Consider the following 19,338-nt stretch of genomic DNA (forward strand, 5'->3'; position numbering starts at 1 on the left):
ATCTCTAGAGCCACTCTCCCTTCTATAAAATGGACCAGTTCATCGGCGACGCAACGTCTTGTCGGCCAGGGCCGGCGGCAGGTAGTCGGCGTCGAGCCGGTTGAGGTCGGTGCCCGGCGGCACGATCTCGTCGATCCGGTCCAGCACGTCGTCGTCCAGCACGAGATCTGCGCCTGCCAGCAGGTCGTCGAGTTGTTCCGGCGTCCGCGGCCCGATGATCGCCGAGGTCACCCCCGGGTGTGCTCGCACGAAGGCCAGCGCGAGATGCGTTAGCGGACGCCCCAGGTCCGCGGCCACCTTCGTCAGCTCGGCCACCGCTGCCAGCTTGGCGGCGTTCGCGGGTAGCGCCGGGTCGAACTTGTGCTGCTGCAATACTTTCCTCCCCTCGCTGAGGTCCACATCGGACGCCGAGGTGTACCGGCCGGAGAGCCAGCCGCTGGCGAGCGGGCTCCAGGTGAGCACCCCCATCCCGTATTTCTGCGCGGTCGGCAGGACCGCGGCTTCGATCGCCCTGCTGAAGATCGAGTACGGCGGCTGCTCGGTCCGGAATCGAACATGTCCTCGTTTCTCGGACACCCACTGCGCTTCCACGATCTGCTCGGCCGGGAAGTCGGACGAACCGACCGCACGCACCTTCCCGGAGCGCACGAAGTCCGACAGGGCGGACAGCGTCTCGTCGATGTCGGTCGTCGGGTCGGGGCGGTGAACCTGATAGAGGTCGATGTAGTCGGTGTCCAGTCTGCGCAGGCTGTCGTCGAGCGCCCTGGTCAGCCAGCGGCGTGACGCCCCGCCGGTGTTCGGGTCCGTCCCCATCTGGAAGAACCCCTTGGTGGCGAGGACCACGTCGTCGCGCCGCCCCTTGAGTGCCTTCCCGATGATCCGCTCGTTCTCCCCGTCGGAATACATGTCCGCGGTGTCCACGAAGTTGATGCCGGCGTCGAGCGCGGCGTGCACCATCCGGACCCCGTCCTCGTGGTCCGGGTTGCCCCATTTCCCCAGCATCATCGCGCCGAACGCGTACTCGCTCACCGAGATACCCGTGCCACCCAGAATTCGCCGTCGCATCTTGTTCCTCCTCGTCGTCGCTCTGGCAAGGTCCACTGTGGGCGCGACGGAAAGGACGGACCAGGTCACGGTCAACCTAGGTCTGGCAGTACCAGGCAATGCACCGGGCGGGCGTGGATACTCGGTGCCATGAGTGACGCAGCTGAGTTCGGCGCCTTCCTCAAGGCCCGTCGCGCCGCCCTGGACCCCGCCGACCTCGGTCTGCCCGACGGGGTCGGCAAGCGACGGGTCGCCGGGCTGCGCCGCGAGGAGATCGCGCAGCTCGCCGGGATCAGCGTCGACTACTACACGCGGCTGGAACAGGGCCGTGCCCGCAACGTCTCGGATTCGATCCTCGACGCACTCACCCGGGTGCTCGGGCTGAAAGACGACGAGGTGACCTATCTCCGCAACCTCGTCGCCCCGAAACAGCGCCGCCCCGCCCGGCAGCGGCCCCAGCACGTGCGGCCCGAACTGCGGCTCATGCTGGACGCCATCCAGACGCCCGCGTTCGTCTTCGGCCGCTACCTCGACGTCCTGGCGTGGAACACCCTCGGCGGCGCGCTCAGCTTCGATCTGCCCGCCATCCCGCCCAGTGAGCGCAACATCCCCAAGATGTTCTTCCTCGACGAGAGCACCAAGGAACTGCATCCCGAGTGGAACACCGTCGCGGGCGAGATCGTCGCGAACCTGCGCGCGGAGAGCGGGAAGTATCCCGACGATCCCCGGCTCGCCCGGCTCATCGGCGAACTTTCGCTGGGCAGCGAACACTTTCGCAAGCTGTGGGCGACACACGCGGTGCACGAGAAGGCGCGCGGCCGCAAGATCGTCCGCAACGCGGTCGTCGGGGAACTCGACCTGTACTACGAGACGCTGCGCCTGCCCGAAGATCCCGACCTGGCACTGGTCGTCTACACCGCGCAGCCCGGTTCGGAGACCGAGCGGGCACTGGGTCTGCTCGCCAGCTGGATCACCGACTCGACCACCACGGCCCCCGAGGAGGAACGGATTCGCCCTTGACTCAAGTGGTCCAGGCGTAGTCTGACCCGGCAATGAAGACTGAATGGACCACTCTGCGCGAACTGCTCCTGCCCGCGGTGTCCGCCTCAGGCGGGCGGCGAGGCCGCGCGGTCGAAGCGGCGCTGCGGGAGGCGATCCGCACCAGGGCGCTCGCGACCGGCACGCGCCTGCCCTCCAGCCGGGATCTCGCCGGTCAGCTCGGGGTGGCCCGCGGCACCGTGACCGCGTTGTACGAGCAGTTGATCGCCGAGGGGTACCTGATCGGCAAACGCGGTTCCGGCACCCACGTCGCCCCGCTCGGGGACACCGGGACGCCGCCGTCAGCACCTCCGCCGGAACGGGCTCGCTGGGATTTCGACCTCCGTCCGGGATTGCCCGCGCTGTCGGCGTTCCCCCGCGCGGAATGGCTGGCCGCTGAACGTGAAGTGCTGGCCACCGCGCCGGATTCCGCACTCGGCTATCCCGATCCGGCCGGGCATCCCGCGCTGCGCGCCGAACTCGCCGCCTACCTCGGCCGCGTCCGGGCGCTGCCCACCCGGCCGGACGACCTGGTGATCACGAGCGGAGCCGCCGAAGCACTGTCCCTGTTCGGCGCCGCGTTGCGTGAGCAGGGGTTGCGCAGGATCGCCGTCGAGGACCCGAGCCATCCCGGGCAGGCGGAACTGTTCCGGCGGCAATCCCTTTACCCAGTGGGCATTCCCGTGGACGACAGGGGAATCGACGCCGCTCGTCTATCCACTTCGGACTGCCGCGCGGTCGTGGTCAGCGCGGCCCACCAGTTCCCGCTCGGTGTCGCCCTGCATCCCGACCGCAGGCGCGAGCTGCTCGGCTGGGCGGCCGAGGTGGACGGCGTGGTCGTGGAGGACGACTACGACGCCGAACACCGGTACGACCGGCCCGCTCTGGGTGCTGTGCGGGCGTTGGATCCGGAGCGTGTCTGCTACATCGGCAGTGTCAGCAAGGTGCTCGCCCCGGCGCTGCGCATCGGCTGGCTGATCCCGCCGCCCAGGCTGCGGGAGACGATCGTCGCCACCAAGCACATGCACGACCTCGGCTGCGCGCCGCTACCGCAAGCGGCGCTCGCGCGGCTCATCGCCTCCGGCGGGTACGACCGGCACCTGCGGCGCACCCGGCGGCTCTACCGGCAGCGCCGGGACACGCTGCTCGACGCGCTCGCCCGGCGGCGCCCGGACTGGCGGCCGGTCGGCATCGCGGCGGGTCTGCACGTCGTGATGCGCCTCCCCGCAGGCACGGACGACACCGCGACGCAAGCCATGCTCGCCGAACGCGGGGTGAACGCCCCCGCGTTGTCGCAGTTCACGCACAACCCGGCAGGGCCCCCGTTTCCTGGGCTCGTGCTGGGTTACGCCGCGCTCCCGCCGGAGCGGCTCCGCGCCGCTGTCGATCGGATCGCGGGCGGCTGAACCGGCGGATCACCACGCGGCTGCTCGACCGGCTCCACCTGCACCCAGACGCCTGACGAGGCACTTCAGCCAGAAAATGTCGGTGGTCCGGGTCATGATGATTGACGTGCTCCTCACCGACATCGTCACCGCGTCCGCCGAACTGGCGGCGACCAGGTCCAGGAAGGCGAAGATCGCCGTCCTGGCCTCGCTCCTGCGTGCCTCCGGCGAGGACGAGCTGCCCGCGGTGATCGCGTACCTCACCGGCCAGACCGCGCAGGACCGGCTCGGCGCGGGCTGGCGCACCCTGGCCGAACTCGCCACCCCGCCCGCCGCTGAGCCATCGGTCGCGGTCGCCGAGGTGGACGTCGCGCTGGGTGAGGTCGCGGCGGCCTCGGGTGCGGGTTCGGTGAAACGCCGTGCCGACGTACTGAGGGCGTTGTTCGCGCGGCTGACGAAGGCCGAGCAGGAGTTCCTGTTCCGGTTGGTCACCGGCGAGCTGCGACAGGGCGCGCTGGAGGGAGTGATGGTCGAGGCGATCGCGGTCGCCGCGGAGGTCGGCGTGGAGCATGTGCGGCGGGCGTTCATGCTTTCCGGACGGTTGCCGGTCACCGGGCTGGCGGCGCTGACCGGCGGCGAGACACGGCTGGCGGAGTTCCGGCTCACCCTGGGGCGGCCGATCCGGCCGATGCTGGCTTCCCCCGCCGAGTCGCTGGACGAGGCCGTCGCCGAGCACGCGCATGCGCTTGTCGAGTACAAAATGGACGGTGCACGGATCCAGGTGCACCGGCTCGGCGACGAGGTCCACGTCTACACGAGAACCTTGCGCGAGATCACCGGCAGTGTCGCGGAACTGGTCGAGCTGGTGCGTGGGCTGCCGTGTGAATCGGTGGTCCTCGACGGCGAAACACTCGCGCTGACCGATGACGGGCGGCCTCGGCCGTTCCAGGAGACGATGAGCCGCTTCGGCAGCACGCGGGAGGAGCAGGTGCGGGCATTGCTGCTGCGGCCGTATTTCTTCGACTGTCTGCATCTCGACGGCGCCGACCTGCTCGACGCACCACTGTCCGAACGCAACACGGCCCTCCGGAAGGTTGCCGGGGACCACGTCATCCCCGGCGAACTCGCGCCGGCGGACGCGGCCTCGGTACTGGAAGCGGCCATGGCGGCCGGGCACGAAGGCGTGATGGTGAAAGACCTCGCCTCGCCGTACGCCGCGGGCAGGCGGGGCCGCGCGTGGCTCAAGGTGAAACCGGTGCACACCATCGACCTCGTGGTGCTCGCGGCCGAATGGGGGCACGGCAGGCGGACCGGCACGCTGTCGAACCTGCATCTCGGCGCGCGTGACCCCGACGGCGGCCCGCCGATCATGGTGGGCAAGACGTTCAAGGGGATGACCGACGAGTTACTGGCGTGGCAGACCGAGAAGTTCCAGGAAATCGAGACCCGCCGCGACGACTGGACGGTGTACGTGCGGCCGGAGGTCGTGGTCGAGATCGAACTCGACGGCGCGCAGGTGAGTACCCGGTATCCGGGCGGGCTCGCGCTGCGCTTCGCGCGGGTGGTCCGCTATCGGCCGGACAAGGACCCTGGTGAGGCCGACACGATCGACACCGTGCGAGGGCTGCTGCGCGGAGGCCCTGCGGAGGTCACCGAAATGGAGTAAAAACTGATCCTGTCACGAGAATGCGTCATTTCCGACATCGCTGTCCTTTGTGGTTCCTTTCCGGTAAAAGGCCAGACGAAAGTCGATGTTCCCGCTCCCCCGGATCAACCAGAGTGAGTCTTCGGACCTCTCCGCTCGTTCAGAATCCGGGAGACACGAATGACTCTTCGAGTGCCCCATGCCGTCAGGAAGCTCAGACGGCCCGCCGTCGCTGCGACCTTGCTCGCGAGTTCGGCACTGCTCGTGACGGCGTTCGCGACGCCCGCGGGCGCGACACCGACTCCGGACGTGGCGCACCAGCCGTCGAAGCACCACTTCTCCGCGGCAGCACAATCGTTCGTCGGCGCGAACACCGTCGAACAGCGGGTCGCGAAACTCGAAGCAGCGATGGCCACGCTGCCGAAGGAAAGCACCGCGTACAACGCCACGAAGCTGTGGAACACGGGCGTCACCGGCGCGGGCGCTTCGGTGGCCACTCTGGTGTCCTTCGGCGACGACAAGGTCAAGGACGTATTGGACGCCTACTCGAAGAGCCACGGCCTGCCGCCGGCCAACCTCGAGGTCATCCAGCCCTCGGGCCCGGTGCCGTCGTGCACCGCCCCGGGCGTGGACACGAAGACGTGTCAGGGCTGGGGCGGGGAGACCGACCTCGACGTCACGATGATCCACGCGATGGCGCCGAACGCGAAGATCATCGTCGCCGCGACCCCGGTGGCGGAGACGCAGGGCTTCACCGGACTGCCGGAGATGATGCACGCGGTCGACTACATGACCGAGCACAAGCTGGTCGACGTCATCTCGATGAGTTTCGGCACGACCGAGGAGAACTTCCCCTCGTTCGAGTCGATCAAGACGCTCGACCCGGCGCTGGACCGCGCGAGCAGGGCCGGGATCACGATGGTGGCCTCGTCCGGTGACGACGGCCCGACCGGCGGTTATCTCTACGGCCCGGGCAACTACCCGTACCGCGTCGCCGAATGGCCGGCCAGCGACCCGCGCGTCACGACGCTCGGTGGCACGCAACTGCACCTGGACGCCAGCGGCAACCGCACCAAGCCAGACGACGTCGTGAATGTGGCGGACAACGGCTTCGGCTCGGGCGCAGGCCTGTCGAAGGCCTATGCGCGGCCGTCGTGGCAGAACGGCGTCAAGACCATCACCGGCAGCACGATGCGGTCGTTCCCGGACATCAGCATGGAAGGCGTGCAGGGCACGTCGCAGTCCGCTCCGCTGTTCGCCGGCGTGCTCGCGCTCGCCGTGCAGGCCCACCACGGCAAACTCGGCCAAATCAACCCCGCCCTGTACACGAAGCTCGGTCCGCAGGGCACCAAGGCCGGCATCGTCGACGTCGTGACCGGCGACAACAGCCAGGACGGCGTCACCGGCTTCACTGCCGCGAAGGGTTTCGACATCGTCAGCGGCTGGGGCACGATCGACGCCTCGGTCTTCGTCCCCGCCCTGGTCAAGGCGCTGCGCTAGGCGCGAAGAGGAGCAAGGGACCTTTGCTATCGTCTCTTGGCTCGCTAATGATTAGCGCGCTAACGAGCGTGAGCAAAGGTCCCCTGCTCCCTCACGAGCCACCAGCCGCGCCGTTCGGGTGAGGTCCACGGGTATCGGGGCGTACCCCGGGTACGGTCCCAGGAATGCCGGAGTCGAAGATCGCCCGCGGTTGGTTCGCGCTCACCGCGCTGGCTGCGCTGACGGGACTGGTCACCCAGGTCATCGCCACCTCGAACGTCGCAGAGGGCCGCTTCGCCACCGCGGCGGGCCGCGTCGCGAACCTGCTGTGCTTCTTCACCATCGACTCGAACGTGCTGGTCACCATCACGACCGCGCTGCTCGCACTCGGACTCGCCCGCACCACGGGCCTCTTCCCGGTGTTGTGGCTGTGCGCGCTCGCCGGCATCACCGTGACCGGCGTCGTCTACCAGGTCGCGCTCGCCGGGTTGTACGAACTGCACGGACTCGCGCTGTTCGCGGACACGATGCTGCACAAGGTCTCGCCGATCATGTGCGTGCTCGGCTGGTTGCTGTGCGGGCCGCGCGGCCTGGTGCGCTGGAGCACGGTCTGGTGGTCACTGCTCTACCCGCTCGCCTGGGTGACCTTCACGCTGATCCGCGGCGCGATCATCGACTACTACCCGTACCCGTTCATCGACGCCACGAAGCTCGGCTACGGCCGGATCACGCTGAACTGCGCGATCATCGGCTTGTTCTTCATCGCACTCGCGATCGGCGCGCTGGGGCTCGACAGGCTGTTCACTCGCCGCGCCGACGCCAAGGCGGTCGCGAAAACCCCGGCGCAGCCCGAGGCCGCGGACGCTGGTTAGCCGCGGACCCGGCGGAACGCGTTGAGCGGGTCCGCGAGCCCGCCCTGCACGAGGGTCCGGAGCGGACCACGCCGCCGATCGACCGGCTTCCCTGCCGCGACGCGGTGCATCTGCTGCGTGTGCCACTGGATTTCGAGCAGGCTGTCGGCGAGCCGGATGCCCGTCTTCGGGCACAGCCGCTGGGCTTCGACATCCTCTCCGGCGAGCAGCCGTCCTGGGAGGCCGACATCGACGGTCATCGGCCTGCCGAGACCGATGACGTCGAGCGCGCCCGAGCCCAGTGCGTCGGCCATGCCCTCGGCCGTGGCGAAACCGCCGGTCACCATCAACGCGACATCGCTGACTTCGCGCGCCTTGGCCGCGTAGTCCAGGAAGTAGGCCTCGCGCTTGCGCGTACTCGCCCTGCCGGCGCCCATCATCGCGGCTTTCTCATACGTGCCACCGGAAATCTCCAGCAGGTCGAGTCCCGCCTCGCCCAGCAGACGAACCACTTCGAGCGATTCGCCCTCGTCGAACCCGCCCCGCTGGAAGTCCGCGCTGTTGAGCTTGACCGACAGCGGGACGTCGTCACCGATCTCCGCCCGGACCCGCCGCACGAGTTCCAGCAGGAACCGTCGACGCCGCGCCGCGTCACCGCCCCATTCGTCGGTCCGCAGGTTCGTCAGCGGCGAAAGGAACTGCGAAATCAGGTAGCCGTGGGCACCATGGAGCTGGATTCCGCTGAATCCGGCCTCGACGAATACCCGAGCCGCGAGCGTGAACCGGTCGATGATCCCCTCGATCTCATCGCCGTTCAGCGCGCGGGGCGCCGCGAACGCGGTCCGGATGCCACGGTCGCCGAATGGCACGGCCGAGGGCGCGACCGGTTGCCGGGAAAGGAACCGTGGGCTCTGCCTGCCGGGATGGTTGAGCTGGACCCACAGCTGCGCGTCGGTCCCCTCGACCGAACGCGCCCACGGCCGGAACTCGGCCGGGTCGGGCTCCGCGGGCAGAGCGACGTTGCGGGGTTCGCCGAGCGCGGTGGGATCGACCATGACATTGCCGGTCACCAGCACTCCGGCGCCCCCCTCGGCCCACGTCCGGTACAGCTCGGCGAGTTCACGGGTCGGGCGGTTGCGGCGGTCACCGAGCTGCTCGCTCAGCGCCGACTTCGCGATCCGATGCGGAAGAACAGCGCCGCAGCGAAGCTTCAGCGGTTCGGACAGGAGTTCTCGGACAGCCGTCATCTCACGCTCCCTGACCCGGTTCTTACTGGCAGTAAGGATACCTTCCGGTAGATACCGGCGGTATGTCAACCTTGGATAGGGTCGTCCCATGACGGCAACGGTGCGGAACGTGGTGACCTCCGGCGTCTTCGAGCTCGACGGCGGCAGCTGGGACGTCGACAACAACGTCTGGCTCGTCGGCGACGAGTCCGAGGTGATCGTGATCGACGCGGCCCACGACGCCGGGGCCATCGCGGACGCCATCGGTGGCCGGAAGGTGCGGGCGATCGTCTGCACGCACGCGCACAACGACCACGTCAATGCCGCCCCCGAACTGGCGGCGGAAACAGGAGCACCGATCCTCCTGCACCCCGAGGACCGCGTCGTCTGGAACCTCACCCACCCCGACCGCGCGCCCGACGGCGACCTCGCCGACGGGCAGACGTTGACCATCGCAGGCACAGCGCTGCGCGTCCTCCACACGCCGGGCCACGCGCCGGGCGCGATCTGCCTTCACGCCGAAGAGCTCGACATCGTCTTCACCGGCGACACGCTGTTCCACGGCGGGCCAGGCGCGACAGGGCGGTCGTACTCGGATTACCCGACCATCGTGCGCTCGATCCGGGACAGGCTGTTCACGCTGCCGGACACGACCTCGGTCCGCACCGGCCACGGCGAAAGTACGACGATCGCCGCCGAGAAGGCCCGATCAGCAGCGTGGTCGACGCCCTGACCTGCAAAAAGAGAGCAAGGGACCTTTGCTATCGCCGGGCGGGAGCGAGGGACCTTTGCTATCGCTGTGCCCCGGGACGTAGGCGCGGCGCGACCGGCTCCACCCGAACCCGGTCCTTCGCCTCCGCGGCGAGCGAGCGCGCCCACTCCTGCAGCCCCGCGACGTCGATCCCGTGCGGCGGCTCCTGACGGAACGGTTCGATATTGGCCGCGCCTCGCTCCAGCAGCGCCGCCGCGCCGACGCAGTTGCCGCGCGCAGCATGAGTGAGACCGACGGCGAGTTGCGCGAGGCCTCGCCAGAGCTCCCGGGTGGGTCCGTCCGTGGCCTTCCACGCGTCCTCGAACACCTCGTGCGCGTGGAACGGCTTTCCTTCGTCGAGCAGGCGCTGCGCCTCGATCACGGTCTCGGCTGGGGTCCGGGCGATCCCCTCGGGCTGACGCTCGACCCCTTCGGCGCCGTAGGGCAACGGCCTGCCGAGGCCGTCGCGCGGGCGGGCGTTGCGGGCGCGGCCCGCCTCGTCGCGATCCCGGTTGCTCATGCGATCGACTCGCTCCGCGAGGCTGCGTCCAATCCCTCAAGGCGCATGATGCCCATGATTCGCTCGCAAGCGTCGCTCATGCACTCAGTGTGGCATGCAGGTATCCTGGCGACTCGTGCGCTTTCTCACTGGGCATCAGCCCGCTCACGACCTGACCTACGACGACGTGTTCCTGCTGCCGAACCGGTCCGCCGTGGAGTCCCGGTTCGACGTCGATCTGTCCACTGTGGACGGCACCGGCGCGACGATCCCCATCGTGGTAGCCAATATGACCGCCGTCGCCGGGCGCCGCATGGCCGAGACCGTCGCCCGCCGTGGTGGCCTCGTCGTGCTGCCGCAGGACGTCGACAGCGCCGCCGTCACCGACATCGTCGCCTGGGTGAAGAGCAGGCACCCGGTGTGGGACACCCCGCTCGTGCTGACCGGCGGTGACGCCGTCGCGGACGCCCTCAACCTGGTCCACAAACGTGCCCACGGCGCCGTGGTCGTCGTGGACGACGACGGCCGCCCTGTCGGCGTCGTCGACGAGGCGTCCTGTGCCGGTGTCGACCGCTTCGCGCGTCTCGCCGACGTCGCGGAGCCCGCGCTCGTCAGCGTCCCGCTGAACACGTCCCCGCGCGAGGTCTTCGAGCGGCTGCACGACCACGGCGGCCGCCTCGCGCTCGGTCTCGACTCCGACGGCAAGCTCGCCGGGGTGCTCACCGAGGTCGGCGCGCTGCGCTCCGAGATCTACACCCCCGCGGTCGACGACTCGGGCAGCCTGCGCGTCGCCGCGGCGATCGGCGTCAACGGCGACGTCGCGGCGAAGGCCGAGGCGGTCCTCGCGGCCGGTGTCGACGTGCTCGTGGTGGACACGGCACATGGCCACCAGGAGAAGATGATCGCCGCGCTCAAGGCCGTCCGCTCGGTGTCGCCGCGGGTCCCCGTCGTGGCTGGGAACGTCGTCACCGCCGACGGCACCCGAGACCTCATCGAGGCGGGCGCGGATGTCGTGAAGGTCGGCGTCGGCCCCGGCGCGATGTGTACGACGCGGATGATGACCGGCGTGGGCCGCCCGCAGTTCTCCGCCGTCGCCGACTGTGCGGCCGCCGCGCGCGAGCTGGGCAAGCACGTCTGGGCCGACGGCGGTGTCCGCCACCCCCGCGACGTCGCGCTGGCGCTCGCCGCCGGCGCGTCGATGGCGATGGTCGGTTCGTGGTTCGCCGGTACCTACGAATCCCCCGGCGACCTGCGGTTCGACGAGCAGGGCAAGCCGTACAAGGAGTCGTTCGGCATGGCGTCGAAGCGCGCGGTGGGCGCGCGGACACGCACCGACAACGTCTTCGACCGCGCCCGCAAAGCCCTGTTCGAGGAAGGAATCTCGTCCTCGCGCATGGCGCTGGACCCGGCCCGCCCCGGCGTCGAGGACCTGCTCGACTCGATCGGCTCCGGCGTCCGGTCCGCCTGCACCTACGCGGGCGCGCGGACGCTCGAAGAGTTCCACGAGCGCGCGTTGCTCGGCGTCCAGTCGGCCGCCGGTTTCGCCGAGGGCCGCCCGCTGCCCACAGGCTGGTGACGTGCCGTGAAGGCCTCCTTACCGGCACTGGGCGCCGGTAAGGAGGCCTTCACGGACAGTCGATCAGCCGTGGTCCTCCAGCATCTCGGTGACCAGCGCCGCGATCGGCGAGCGCTCCGAGCGCGTCAGCGTGACGTGCGCGAACAGCGGGTGCCCCTTGAGCTTCTCGATCACCGCGGACACGCCGTCATGCCGCCCGACCCGCAGGTTGTCCCGCTGCGCGACGTCGTGGGTGAGCACCACTCGTGACGCCGTGCCGAGCCGCGAAAGCACCGTCAGCAGCACATTGCGTTCGAGGGACTGGGCCTCGTCCACGATGACGAACGCGTCGTGCAGCGACCGGCCACGGATGTGCGTCAACGGCAGTACTTCGAGCATGCCGCGGTCGAACACCTCGTCCAGCACGTCCTGGCTGACCAGCGCGCCGAGCGTGTCGAACACCGCCTGCGCCCACGGCTGCATCTTCTCGCTCTCGGAGCCCGGCAGATAGCCGAGTTCCTGGCCGCCGACGGCGTAGACCGGCCGGAACACCACGACCTTGCGGTGCTGGCGGCGCTCCATCACCGCCTCCAGCCCAGCACACAGCGCCAGCGCCGACTTCCCGGTGCCCGCGCGCCCACCCAGCGACACGATGCCGACGTCGGAGTCCAGCAGCAGGTCCAGCGCGATCCGCTGCTCCGCGGAACGACCGTGCAGCCCGAACGCCTCGCGGTCACCGCGCACCAGCCGGATCCGTTTGTCCGCGGTCACCCGCCCCAGCGCGCTGGAGTTGCCGCCCAGCAGCCGCAGCCCGGTGTGGCACGGCAGCTCGCCCACGTCGTCGATCCCGAACTCCACCGGATCCGCGGAGTTCGCGCTGAACAGCGTGTCGATCAGCTCCTGCGGGACGTCCACGTCCGCCATGCCCGTCCAGCCCGACGGCGTCACCTCCTGCGCCCGGTACTCGTCGGCGTCGAGGCCGACGGCGCCCGCCTTGACCCGCAGCGGGATGTCCTTGGTCACCAGCGTGACCGAGTCCCGTTCGACCGCGAGGTTCAGCGCGCAGGCCAGGATCCGGTGGTCGTTGGAGTCGGTACGGAAACCGACCGGCAGCACCGTCGGGTCCGAGTGGTTCAGCTCCACCTGCAGTGTCCCGTCGTGCTCGCCGATCGGGATCGGCGCGTCGAGCCTGCCGTACTGGCGGCGCAGGTCGTCGAGCAGGCGCAGGGATTCACGAGCGAACCAGCCGAGCTCGGGGTGGTGCCGCTTCGCCTCCAGTTCACTGATGACGACCAGCGGAAGCACGACGGCGTGTTCGGCGAAACGGGTCACCGCCCACGGGTCGGAGAGCAGGACCGACGTGTCGAGCACGAAGGTGGACCGCTGGATTTCGGGCGAGATCGAGGCTTTCTCCGGGCCAGATTCGGCACCGGTCGAAGAACGGCCAGAGGCCTTGCGGGGCAAACGCTGCGCAGTCACGACGGCATCTCCCTCGAGGGCGTGTGCACCCCACGCCCGCACTCGCTGGGCCGGGCACCTCCCTGGCTGAAACCGCTTCCTCCGACGCTGGATGCGTCAGCGGACACGGCCACGAGGGCCGGGTGCCGGCCCCCTCGTGCATCTCGTGGGCGGCTGCGCCGCCCCTTCGATCACCGCCACGACCAGGGCCTCCCGCGAGGACCCGCACGGTACGCGCGCCCTCACCTCCGGAAGGTACCTACGTCCGGAGGATCGTGCAGGCAGCCACACAGGTGATTCGCCAATTCGTCATCTCACCGTCAGTCGTCCGACATCGACCACCCGTAACCGTGACTCTGCGTGATCGACAGCGCGAAATCATCTTCCCTCGACAGAATTGTCTCGGCGAATTCACTGACTCAACGTGTTTATTCGATCGGCTGACAGCTTTTACCACGAAAGATTTTCAGGCGCATTTTGCGACCGGGAAAGAGAACCGGACCGAGTGAAACCGCCTGGTCAAGGCTCACACGATAGGTGCACCGGGCAAACGTATCCAGTGATAAGCGAGTAATTTTCCAACTACGGGGTCACCCCCTTGGAGTCCCCAGTTCCCCCAATCCCGAAAGTTCTATCGAGGAGCAATAAGTGCTGAAGAAAGCTGGATTCGTCGCTGCCACCGCCGCCGGTCTGATGATGCTGGGCGGCACCGCGTTCGCCTCCACGGGCGGCGCCGAGCCGACCGGCGCCCCGGACCCGACGTTCGGTGACGCGTACACCACGTTCATCCACGGCGGCGGCGCCCTCGGCTACGGCGCGGCCTCGCTGGTGGCGGGCGCCTACACCGGCATCGCCACCACCCCGGCCCTGGTCGCGCACTCGTTCGCGAACCACTGAGCCAAGCAGGTCGAGGGGCCCCGGAGTTCGCTCCGGGGCCCCTCGCGCGTCAGGCGCCGAACCTACGGTGACGCCAGGCGTAGTCACGCATCGCGCGCAGGAAGTCGACCCGGCGGAAGGCGGGCCAGTAGGCCTCGGTGAACCAGAACTCCGAATGTGCCGACTGCCAGAGCAGGAACCCGGAAAGCCGCTGCTCCCCGGAGGTACGGATGATGAGGTCCGGATCGGGCTGACCCGACGTGTACATGTGCTCGGAGATGTGATCGACGTCGAGGATCTTCGCCAGTTCGCGGATCGACGTGCCCTCGTCGGCGTGCTGGAGCAGCAGCTTCTTGACCGCGTCCGCGATCTCCTGGCGGCCGCCGTAGCCGACGGCGATGTTGACCTCCATACCCGGCCGGTTCTCCGTGCGCGCCGCCGCCGCGGTGAGCCGCTCGGCGACCTCGGCGGGCAGCAGATCGAGCGCGCCCACGATCCGCAGCCGCCACGGCGTGTCCGGCCCGGCCAGCTCGTCGGTGACGTCGGTGATGATCTTGAGCAGCGGCGTCAGCTCGTCGGGATCCCGGTTGAGGTTGTCGGTCGAGAGCAGCCACATCGTGACCACCTCGACGTTGGCTTCCTGACACCAGCTCAGGAAATCCGCGATCTTCTTCGCGCCCGCGCGATGCCCGTCCGCGACGTCGGTGAAGCCCGCTTCCCTGGCCCAGCGGCGATTGCCGTCGAGCATGATGGCGATGTGGCGCGGATGGCGGCCTGCGGCCTGCTGGATCAGGCGCCGCCCGTACGCGCTGTAGACGATTGTGGACAAGAAGGACCGGAGACTCACGTCACGGGAGCGTACGCACCCTCGGAGAGACGTGTGACTCGCCACGGGTACTGGCGAAAAACCTACGGTTACGTAGCCTTGGCATGTGACCCTCGCGACTGAACCCCAGCCGTCCGGCCCGCTGCCCGTGGACACCCGCCCACGGCTGCGAGGGCATATCCACTTCTGGTCCTTCTTCGGCGCCGTCGCCGCCGCGGCGACCCTGATCAGCCTGGCCGCGGCCACGGTGTCCCCTGTGGCCGCGCTGGCCACCAGCGTCTACGGCCTGACGGTGCTCGGCGTCTTCGGCGTTAGCGCGCTGTACCACCGTCGCGTGTGGAGCCCGACCGCCTACAAGTGGATGAAACGGGCGGATCACTCGATGATCTTCCTGTTCATCGCGGGCACCTACACACCGTTCACCCTGCTCGCGATGTCGAAGCCGACCGGCTACGTCATCCTGGGCATCGTCTGGGGCGGCGCCATCCTCGGCGTCGCGATGAAGATGCTCTGGCCGCACGCCCCGCGCTGGCTCGGCGTCCCGATCTACATCGCGCTGGGCTGGGTCGCCATCTTCGTGATGCCCGAACTCGCCACCCACGCCGGCGTCGCCGCCCTCGTGCTGCTGTGCGTCGGCGGCCTGTTCTACACCCTCGGCGCCGTCTTCTACGCGACGAAGTGGCCGAACCACTGGCCGGACACCTTCGGCTACCACGAGTACTTCCACGCCTGCACGGTGCTGGCGGCGGTGTCGCACTACATCGCCATCTGGCTCGCGATGTACGCCTAACCGCAAGCCTCATAGTGGTTCGAGTTCCTTGGACAAGGGGACACGATCAGGGAGGCGCGCCCAGTCGTCTACGGCGGCGGCGAGAAGCTTCTTCAGACGATCTTTGGTCTCGTTGAGGGCGAGATCGATGAAGCACTGGCAACGCGTGAGATCGTCACCGTTGGCCAGGCACAGGAGTATCCCGGTGAGCTGGAGGCCTCGCGCGACCGCCACCATCTTGGCGTCGGTGGGCAACGGGATCGCAGCGGCGAGTTCCTTGGCCACGGCCCGGACCAATCGGCCGCCGCCCAGAGACCCGGCAAGCCATGCCCCAAGCGCTCCCGCAAGGCCGTGAAGCTTCTGTTTGTAGGACAGGATCTTCGCAGCCAGACGGGCAAATGCCTTGCAGTTGCGCCTCTTCCTGGCCGAGAAGAGCCGCTCCCAGGTGTGTCCGGTGATGTAGTTGGTGGCGCGGGTGGCGACCGCTTGTTGCCAGCCGTCTGTAGCGACCTCGTGACAGAGCTTCGCGGCCTCTTCCACACGCTTCTGCCGCTTACGCTGCTTGACTTCGCGGCGAGACGAGGGTGCTCGGCTCGTGGCTCCCGGCTTCGAGGATTTCTTCCGTCGCGGCGACGTTTTTCGTTGTCGTGGCCCGGCCTCAGGCATACCGCGATGGTCGAAACAGCGCTCTCCAGCGCGACGGACCCGGCGTTTGCAAAGTTTGTTCGCCTTGGTCCTGGCACGACATTGAGCCATGCACCTCAGCGTTGCGCCTCGTCAGGATGACACGCTACGGCCAATCCGGTGCCCGACCGCGTTCATCTTTTAACACTCCGTATCGATTCCGGCCTGACGGCCAGGCACGTTCAGGAGTGCAACATGGGCGCGGCCAGGAATTGTTCGGGGACGGCGAAAGCGTCCACGAGTGTCCGCGCTTGGGGGCGCAGAGCGGCGCACAGGGAGTTGACGGCGGCGGTCAGGGACTTGGAGCGGGCGGCGGTCAGGCGACCGTGTTCGAGGAACCAGGCGCGGTCGGCTTCGAGAGTGGAGAGGGCGTAGAGGTCGCAGACCCGCTCAAGCAGAGAACGGGCGTCCGGGTCCGCGCAGCGGGAAAGAGCCGAGACGAAAGCTTGCAGGACCAAGTTGTCGACGTGGACGCGGCCAGCACGCAAAACATGATCCTGCGCGGAATTGAACACAGAGAAGGCATCGTCGGAAGAAGCGCGGCGTAGACGTTGGGCGACGCCACTCAGGACGTGTTCTTCGCGGTCTTCGAACATGCGGAGTTGCCAGTCGCGGTCGAACAGGACCTCGGAGTCGGCGGATTCGGTGAGGCGTTCGAGGAACTTCAAGGCGGCCGTGCGTTCCAGAACCGCGTCCACCACCTGTTCGGCGACGAAGCGGGCGGTGGCCAGCGGGCTCAGGTCGGAGAAGAATTCCTTGTAGCTCGTCAGCAGGCCCTTCGCGACGAGTTGCAGTAGCACCGTGTTGTCGCCTTCGAAGGTGGTGAAGACGTCGGTGTCGGCTTTCAGGGCGGGCAGCAGGTTTTCGGCGAGGTAGCCGGCGCCGCCGCAGGCTTCGCGCGCGGCTTGGATGGTGGACGTCGCGTGCCAGGTGGCAACGGCTTTCAGGCCCGCGGCGCGGGATTCGAGTTCGCGTTGTTCCTCGTCGGGGGCGTCGGCGGGGATGTCGTGCAGCTTCGAGACCAGTTCTTCCTGGGCGAAGTGCAGGGCATACGTCGACGCCAGGGCAGGGAGCAGTTTCCGCTGGTGGCCGAGGTAGTCCAGGATCGCGACCTCTTCGCCGTCCGGTTTGGCGAACTGGCGCCGCGTTTCGCCGTAGCGCACGGCCAGGGTCAGCGCGCGTTTCGTCGCGTTGCCCGCACTGCCCGCGACGCTGACACGCCCGCGGATCAACGTGCCGAGCATGGTGAAGAAACGTCGTCCGTCGCTCTCGATCGGACTCGAGTACGTCCCATCCGGGGCGACGTCGCCGAAGCGGTTCAACAGGGCCTCGCGCGGGACACGGACGTGGTCGAAGCGCAACCGTCCATTGTCGACACCGTTCAGGCCCGCCTTGGCCCCACAGTCCTCAATGGACACACCGGATGCGGGGCCGCCGTCGACGCGGATCGGGACCAGGAAGGCGTGGACGCCACGGGATTCGCCGCCGGTCACCAGCTGGGCGAACACAACCGCCAGTTCGCCGTCGCGGGCGGCGTTGCCGATGTACTCCTTGGCCGCGTCGGCATCCGGGCTGTGCACGACGAATTCGCCAGTAGACGGATCGTAAGCAGCCGTCGTCCGCAGATGCTGGACGTCCGAGCCGTGCCCGTGTTCCGTCATCGCGAAACAGCCGAGCAGGTCGAGATCCTTGATCCGCTGGAGGTACCGCGAGTGGTGCCGCGACGTCCCCAGCAGTTGCACAGCGCCGCCGAACAGGCCCCATTGGACCCCGGCCTTCACCATCAGCGACAGGTCCCCGAAGCCGAGCATCTCGAAGGACGTCACCGAACCACCGACGTCTCCCCCACCACCGTACGCGGGATCGAAACCCAGGCCGGGCAGGTCCGTGGTGGCGAGCTTCCGGAGCTGGTCCAGCACCTGCGCGCGGTGTGCCTCGACGTCCAAACCCACTGTCTCGCGGAAGGACGCGGCCGTCATCTGCGCGCGGACGTCGCGCCGCAGCGCGGCCCATCGGCCGTCGAGCACGGCGGTCAGCGCGTCCGGATCCACTTTGGCGGGTACTGCTGGGACGTCCACGATTCCTCCGGGTGCGGCAGGCTGGTTTCCCTTACCCGCCAGCCTGCCGCACCACTGCGGATCTCGCAGGTCAGAGTCAGACCTGCAGGCGGCTCGTGAAAAACGAGACGATCTCACGGACGGCGCCGCCGCGCTGTTGTGCCGGTGTCAGCTTGCCGACGCAGCTCGCGGGCGCGTCGTCCTCCCCGCCGATCTTGCCGGGCGACCATTCGGTGTTGAAGAAGTTGTGGTTCGCCCCGGTGAGCGTCACCGCGCTGGCATCGGAGTTCTTTCCCTCGACGTCCTTGACGTATTGCAGGCCCACGACGCCGACAGCGCCGTCGCAGCTGGCGACAATGACCTTGAACGGCACCCTGGTGACCAGCACGTCACTGTTGTTCTCCTCGGGGTAGTTGAAGTAGACCGGCGCGAGCGGGACGACCGCGCGGATCCGGACGCCGGCGGGCCACTCGGGCGTGTGCTTGTCGGAGGCCTGCCACATCACGCCCTTGCCGCCGCGGGAATGTCCCATCGTGCCGACGCGGGTGAGGTCGACGTGCCCGCGGAACCGTCCGAGGGCACCCGCCAGCGGCCCCTCGCCGCGCGCCAGGTCCCGCCACAGCTCCAGGTGCTTGTTGACCAGATGCGCCCGGGAAAAGTAGCCCTCCTCGCCGAGGAGATGCGCGTTGATGGCGTTGGCGCTGATCGAGACGACGATGAAACCCCGCTCGGCCAGCTTCTCACCGAGATAGTCGTAGCCACGGAAGCTCGGCAGCGGTCGCTGCCCCGCTGGGCACGGCCAGTCGCCCTGCGGTGTCTTCGCGACGGGGTCCACACAGCTCCACCAGCTGCCGTGCTCCTGCACGATCAGCGGATGCGGACGTCGGCCGAGGTCGCGCGGGTAGTGCACGACGGCGGCCAGCTCCATCGGCACGGACACGGTGGGATCGCGGAACGCCTGATCGCCGAGGTTGTACTCGACGACGCCGACGCCCTGCGTGGCTGCCGCCTGCGGCGCCGTGACGGTCACCAAGGCCAGAATCAATGCGGCGACCGCCGCGCGAAAGAACTTCATGGCGGACAGGGTGCCGAAGAAGTGTCAAGGACTCATGAGCGCCGCCGCCGCGCCTGCACCCGCACAGTCGGCTCGCGTACCTGAGCAGTCGGCTGACGTACCCAGAGGGTCGGCCCGTGA

General features: G+C 68.5%; 17 protein-coding genes. 9 read left to right on the forward strand and 8 right to left on the reverse strand.

Features of this window, described 5'->3' with window-relative positions; translation table 11 throughout:
- Positions 1-39 precede the first annotated feature (39 nt).
- Positions 40-1,065, reverse strand: a complete 1,026-nt coding sequence (locus tag ACFW0G_RS35600; RefSeq protein WP_378329879.1) for an aldo/keto reductase — start codon at positions 1,063-1,065, stop codon at positions 40-42.
- A gap of 129 nt (positions 1,066-1,194) precedes the next feature.
- On the opposite strand from ACFW0G_RS35600, the gene ACFW0G_RS35605 reads away from it, so the two are divergent.
- From ACFW0G_RS35605 to ACFW0G_RS35625, 5 genes are all read left to right on the forward strand, one after another.
- A complete protein-coding gene (locus ACFW0G_RS35605; RefSeq protein WP_378329880.1) occupies positions 1,195-2,064 on the forward strand; it encodes a helix-turn-helix transcriptional regulator in 870 nt (289 codons plus the stop codon).
- Between the two features lie 32 nt (positions 2,065-2,096).
- Positions 2,097-3,488: a PLP-dependent aminotransferase family protein gene (locus ACFW0G_RS35610; RefSeq protein ID WP_378329881.1), complete on the forward strand. Its 1,392-nt coding sequence runs from the start codon at positions 2,097-2,099 to the stop codon at positions 3,486-3,488.
- Positions 3,489-3,594: 106 nt separating this feature from the next.
- Complete coding sequence (locus ACFW0G_RS35615) at positions 3,595-5,133, forward strand: ATP-dependent DNA ligase (RefSeq protein WP_378329911.1); 1,539 nt, start codon at positions 3,595-3,597, stop codon at positions 5,131-5,133.
- Positions 5,134-5,292: 159 nt separating this feature from the next.
- Complete coding sequence (locus ACFW0G_RS35620) at positions 5,293-6,612, forward strand: S8 family serine peptidase (RefSeq protein ID WP_378329882.1); 1,320 nt, start codon at positions 5,293-5,295, stop codon at positions 6,610-6,612.
- Between the two features lie 164 nt (positions 6,613-6,776).
- The gene (locus ACFW0G_RS35625) at positions 6,777-7,463 is read left to right on the forward strand and encodes a Pr6Pr family membrane protein (protein WP_378329883.1); all 687 of its coding nucleotides are present in this window, start codon (positions 6,777-6,779) and stop codon (positions 7,461-7,463) included.
- Here ACFW0G_RS35625 and ACFW0G_RS35630 read toward each other — a convergent pair.
- Positions 7,460-8,689, reverse strand: a complete 1,230-nt coding sequence (locus ACFW0G_RS35630) for an NADH:flavin oxidoreductase/NADH oxidase family protein (RefSeq protein WP_378329884.1) — start codon at positions 8,687-8,689, stop codon at positions 7,460-7,462. The genes ACFW0G_RS35625 and ACFW0G_RS35630 overlap by 4 nt on opposite strands.
- An 88-nt stretch (positions 8,690-8,777) precedes the next feature.
- Between ACFW0G_RS35630 and ACFW0G_RS35635 the strand changes: the two genes are divergently transcribed.
- A complete protein-coding gene (locus ACFW0G_RS35635; protein WP_378329885.1) occupies positions 8,778-9,401 on the forward strand; it encodes an MBL fold metallo-hydrolase in 624 nt (207 codons plus the stop codon).
- A 58-nt stretch (positions 9,402-9,459) separates the two neighbouring features.
- Here the strand turns inward: ACFW0G_RS35635 and ACFW0G_RS35640 are convergent, their stop codons facing one another.
- Entirely contained in the window at positions 9,460-9,939 is a 480-nt protein-coding gene (locus ACFW0G_RS35640; protein ID WP_378329886.1) for a DUF309 domain-containing protein, read from the reverse strand.
- Between the two features lie 115 nt (positions 9,940-10,054).
- Between ACFW0G_RS35640 and ACFW0G_RS35645 the strand changes: the two genes are divergently transcribed.
- Entirely contained in the window at positions 10,055-11,494 is a 1,440-nt protein-coding gene (locus ACFW0G_RS35645) for a GuaB1 family IMP dehydrogenase-related protein (protein WP_378329887.1), read from the forward strand.
- A 63-nt stretch (positions 11,495-11,557) separates the two neighbouring features.
- Here the strand turns inward: ACFW0G_RS35645 and ACFW0G_RS35650 are convergent, their stop codons facing one another.
- Complete coding sequence (locus ACFW0G_RS35650; protein ID WP_378329912.1) at positions 11,558-12,844, reverse strand: PhoH family protein; 1,287 nt, start codon at positions 12,842-12,844, stop codon at positions 11,558-11,560.
- A gap of 735 nt (positions 12,845-13,579) precedes the next feature.
- On the opposite strand from ACFW0G_RS35650, the gene ACFW0G_RS35655 reads away from it, so the two are divergent.
- A complete protein-coding gene (locus tag ACFW0G_RS35655; protein ID WP_378329888.1) occupies positions 13,580-13,828 on the forward strand; it encodes a hypothetical protein in 249 nt (82 codons plus the stop codon).
- 49 nt (positions 13,829-13,877) lie between these two features.
- Here the strand turns inward: ACFW0G_RS35655 and ACFW0G_RS35660 are convergent, their stop codons facing one another.
- A complete protein-coding gene (locus ACFW0G_RS35660; protein WP_378329889.1) occupies positions 13,878-14,654 on the reverse strand; it encodes an isoprenyl transferase in 777 nt (258 codons plus the stop codon).
- Between the two features lie 127 nt (positions 14,655-14,781).
- Between ACFW0G_RS35660 and ACFW0G_RS35665 the strand changes: the two genes are divergently transcribed.
- Positions 14,782-15,423: a hemolysin III family protein gene (locus ACFW0G_RS35665; RefSeq protein WP_378329913.1), complete on the forward strand. Its 642-nt coding sequence runs from the start codon at positions 14,782-14,784 to the stop codon at positions 15,421-15,423.
- A gap of 9 nt (positions 15,424-15,432) precedes the next feature.
- Here the strand turns inward: ACFW0G_RS35665 and ACFW0G_RS35670 are convergent, their stop codons facing one another.
- The 3 genes from ACFW0G_RS35670 to ACFW0G_RS35680 all read right to left on the reverse strand — a co-directional run bounded on the left by ACFW0G_RS35670 (position 15,433) and on the right by ACFW0G_RS35680 (position 19,218).
- Positions 15,433-16,068 carry a hypothetical protein gene (locus tag ACFW0G_RS35670; RefSeq protein WP_378329890.1) on the reverse strand — a complete coding sequence of 212 codons (636 nt, stop codon included), beginning with the start codon at positions 16,066-16,068 and terminating at the stop codon, positions 15,433-15,435.
- Positions 16,069-16,268: 200 nt separating this feature from the next.
- Entirely contained in the window at positions 16,269-18,164 is a 1,896-nt protein-coding gene (locus tag ACFW0G_RS35675; RefSeq protein ID WP_378329891.1) for an acyl-CoA dehydrogenase, read from the reverse strand.
- A 76-nt stretch (positions 18,165-18,240) separates the two neighbouring features.
- On the reverse strand, positions 18,241-19,218 hold the full coding sequence (locus ACFW0G_RS35680; protein WP_378329892.1) for an alpha/beta hydrolase family protein: 978 nt from the start codon (positions 19,216-19,218) through the stop codon (positions 18,241-18,243).
- Positions 19,219-19,338 lie beyond the last annotated feature (120 nt).

The sequence above is a fragment of the Amycolatopsis sp. NPDC058986 genome, from assembly GCF_042741125.1.
Lineage (GTDB): Bacteria > Actinomycetota > Actinomycetes > Mycobacteriales > Pseudonocardiaceae > Amycolatopsis.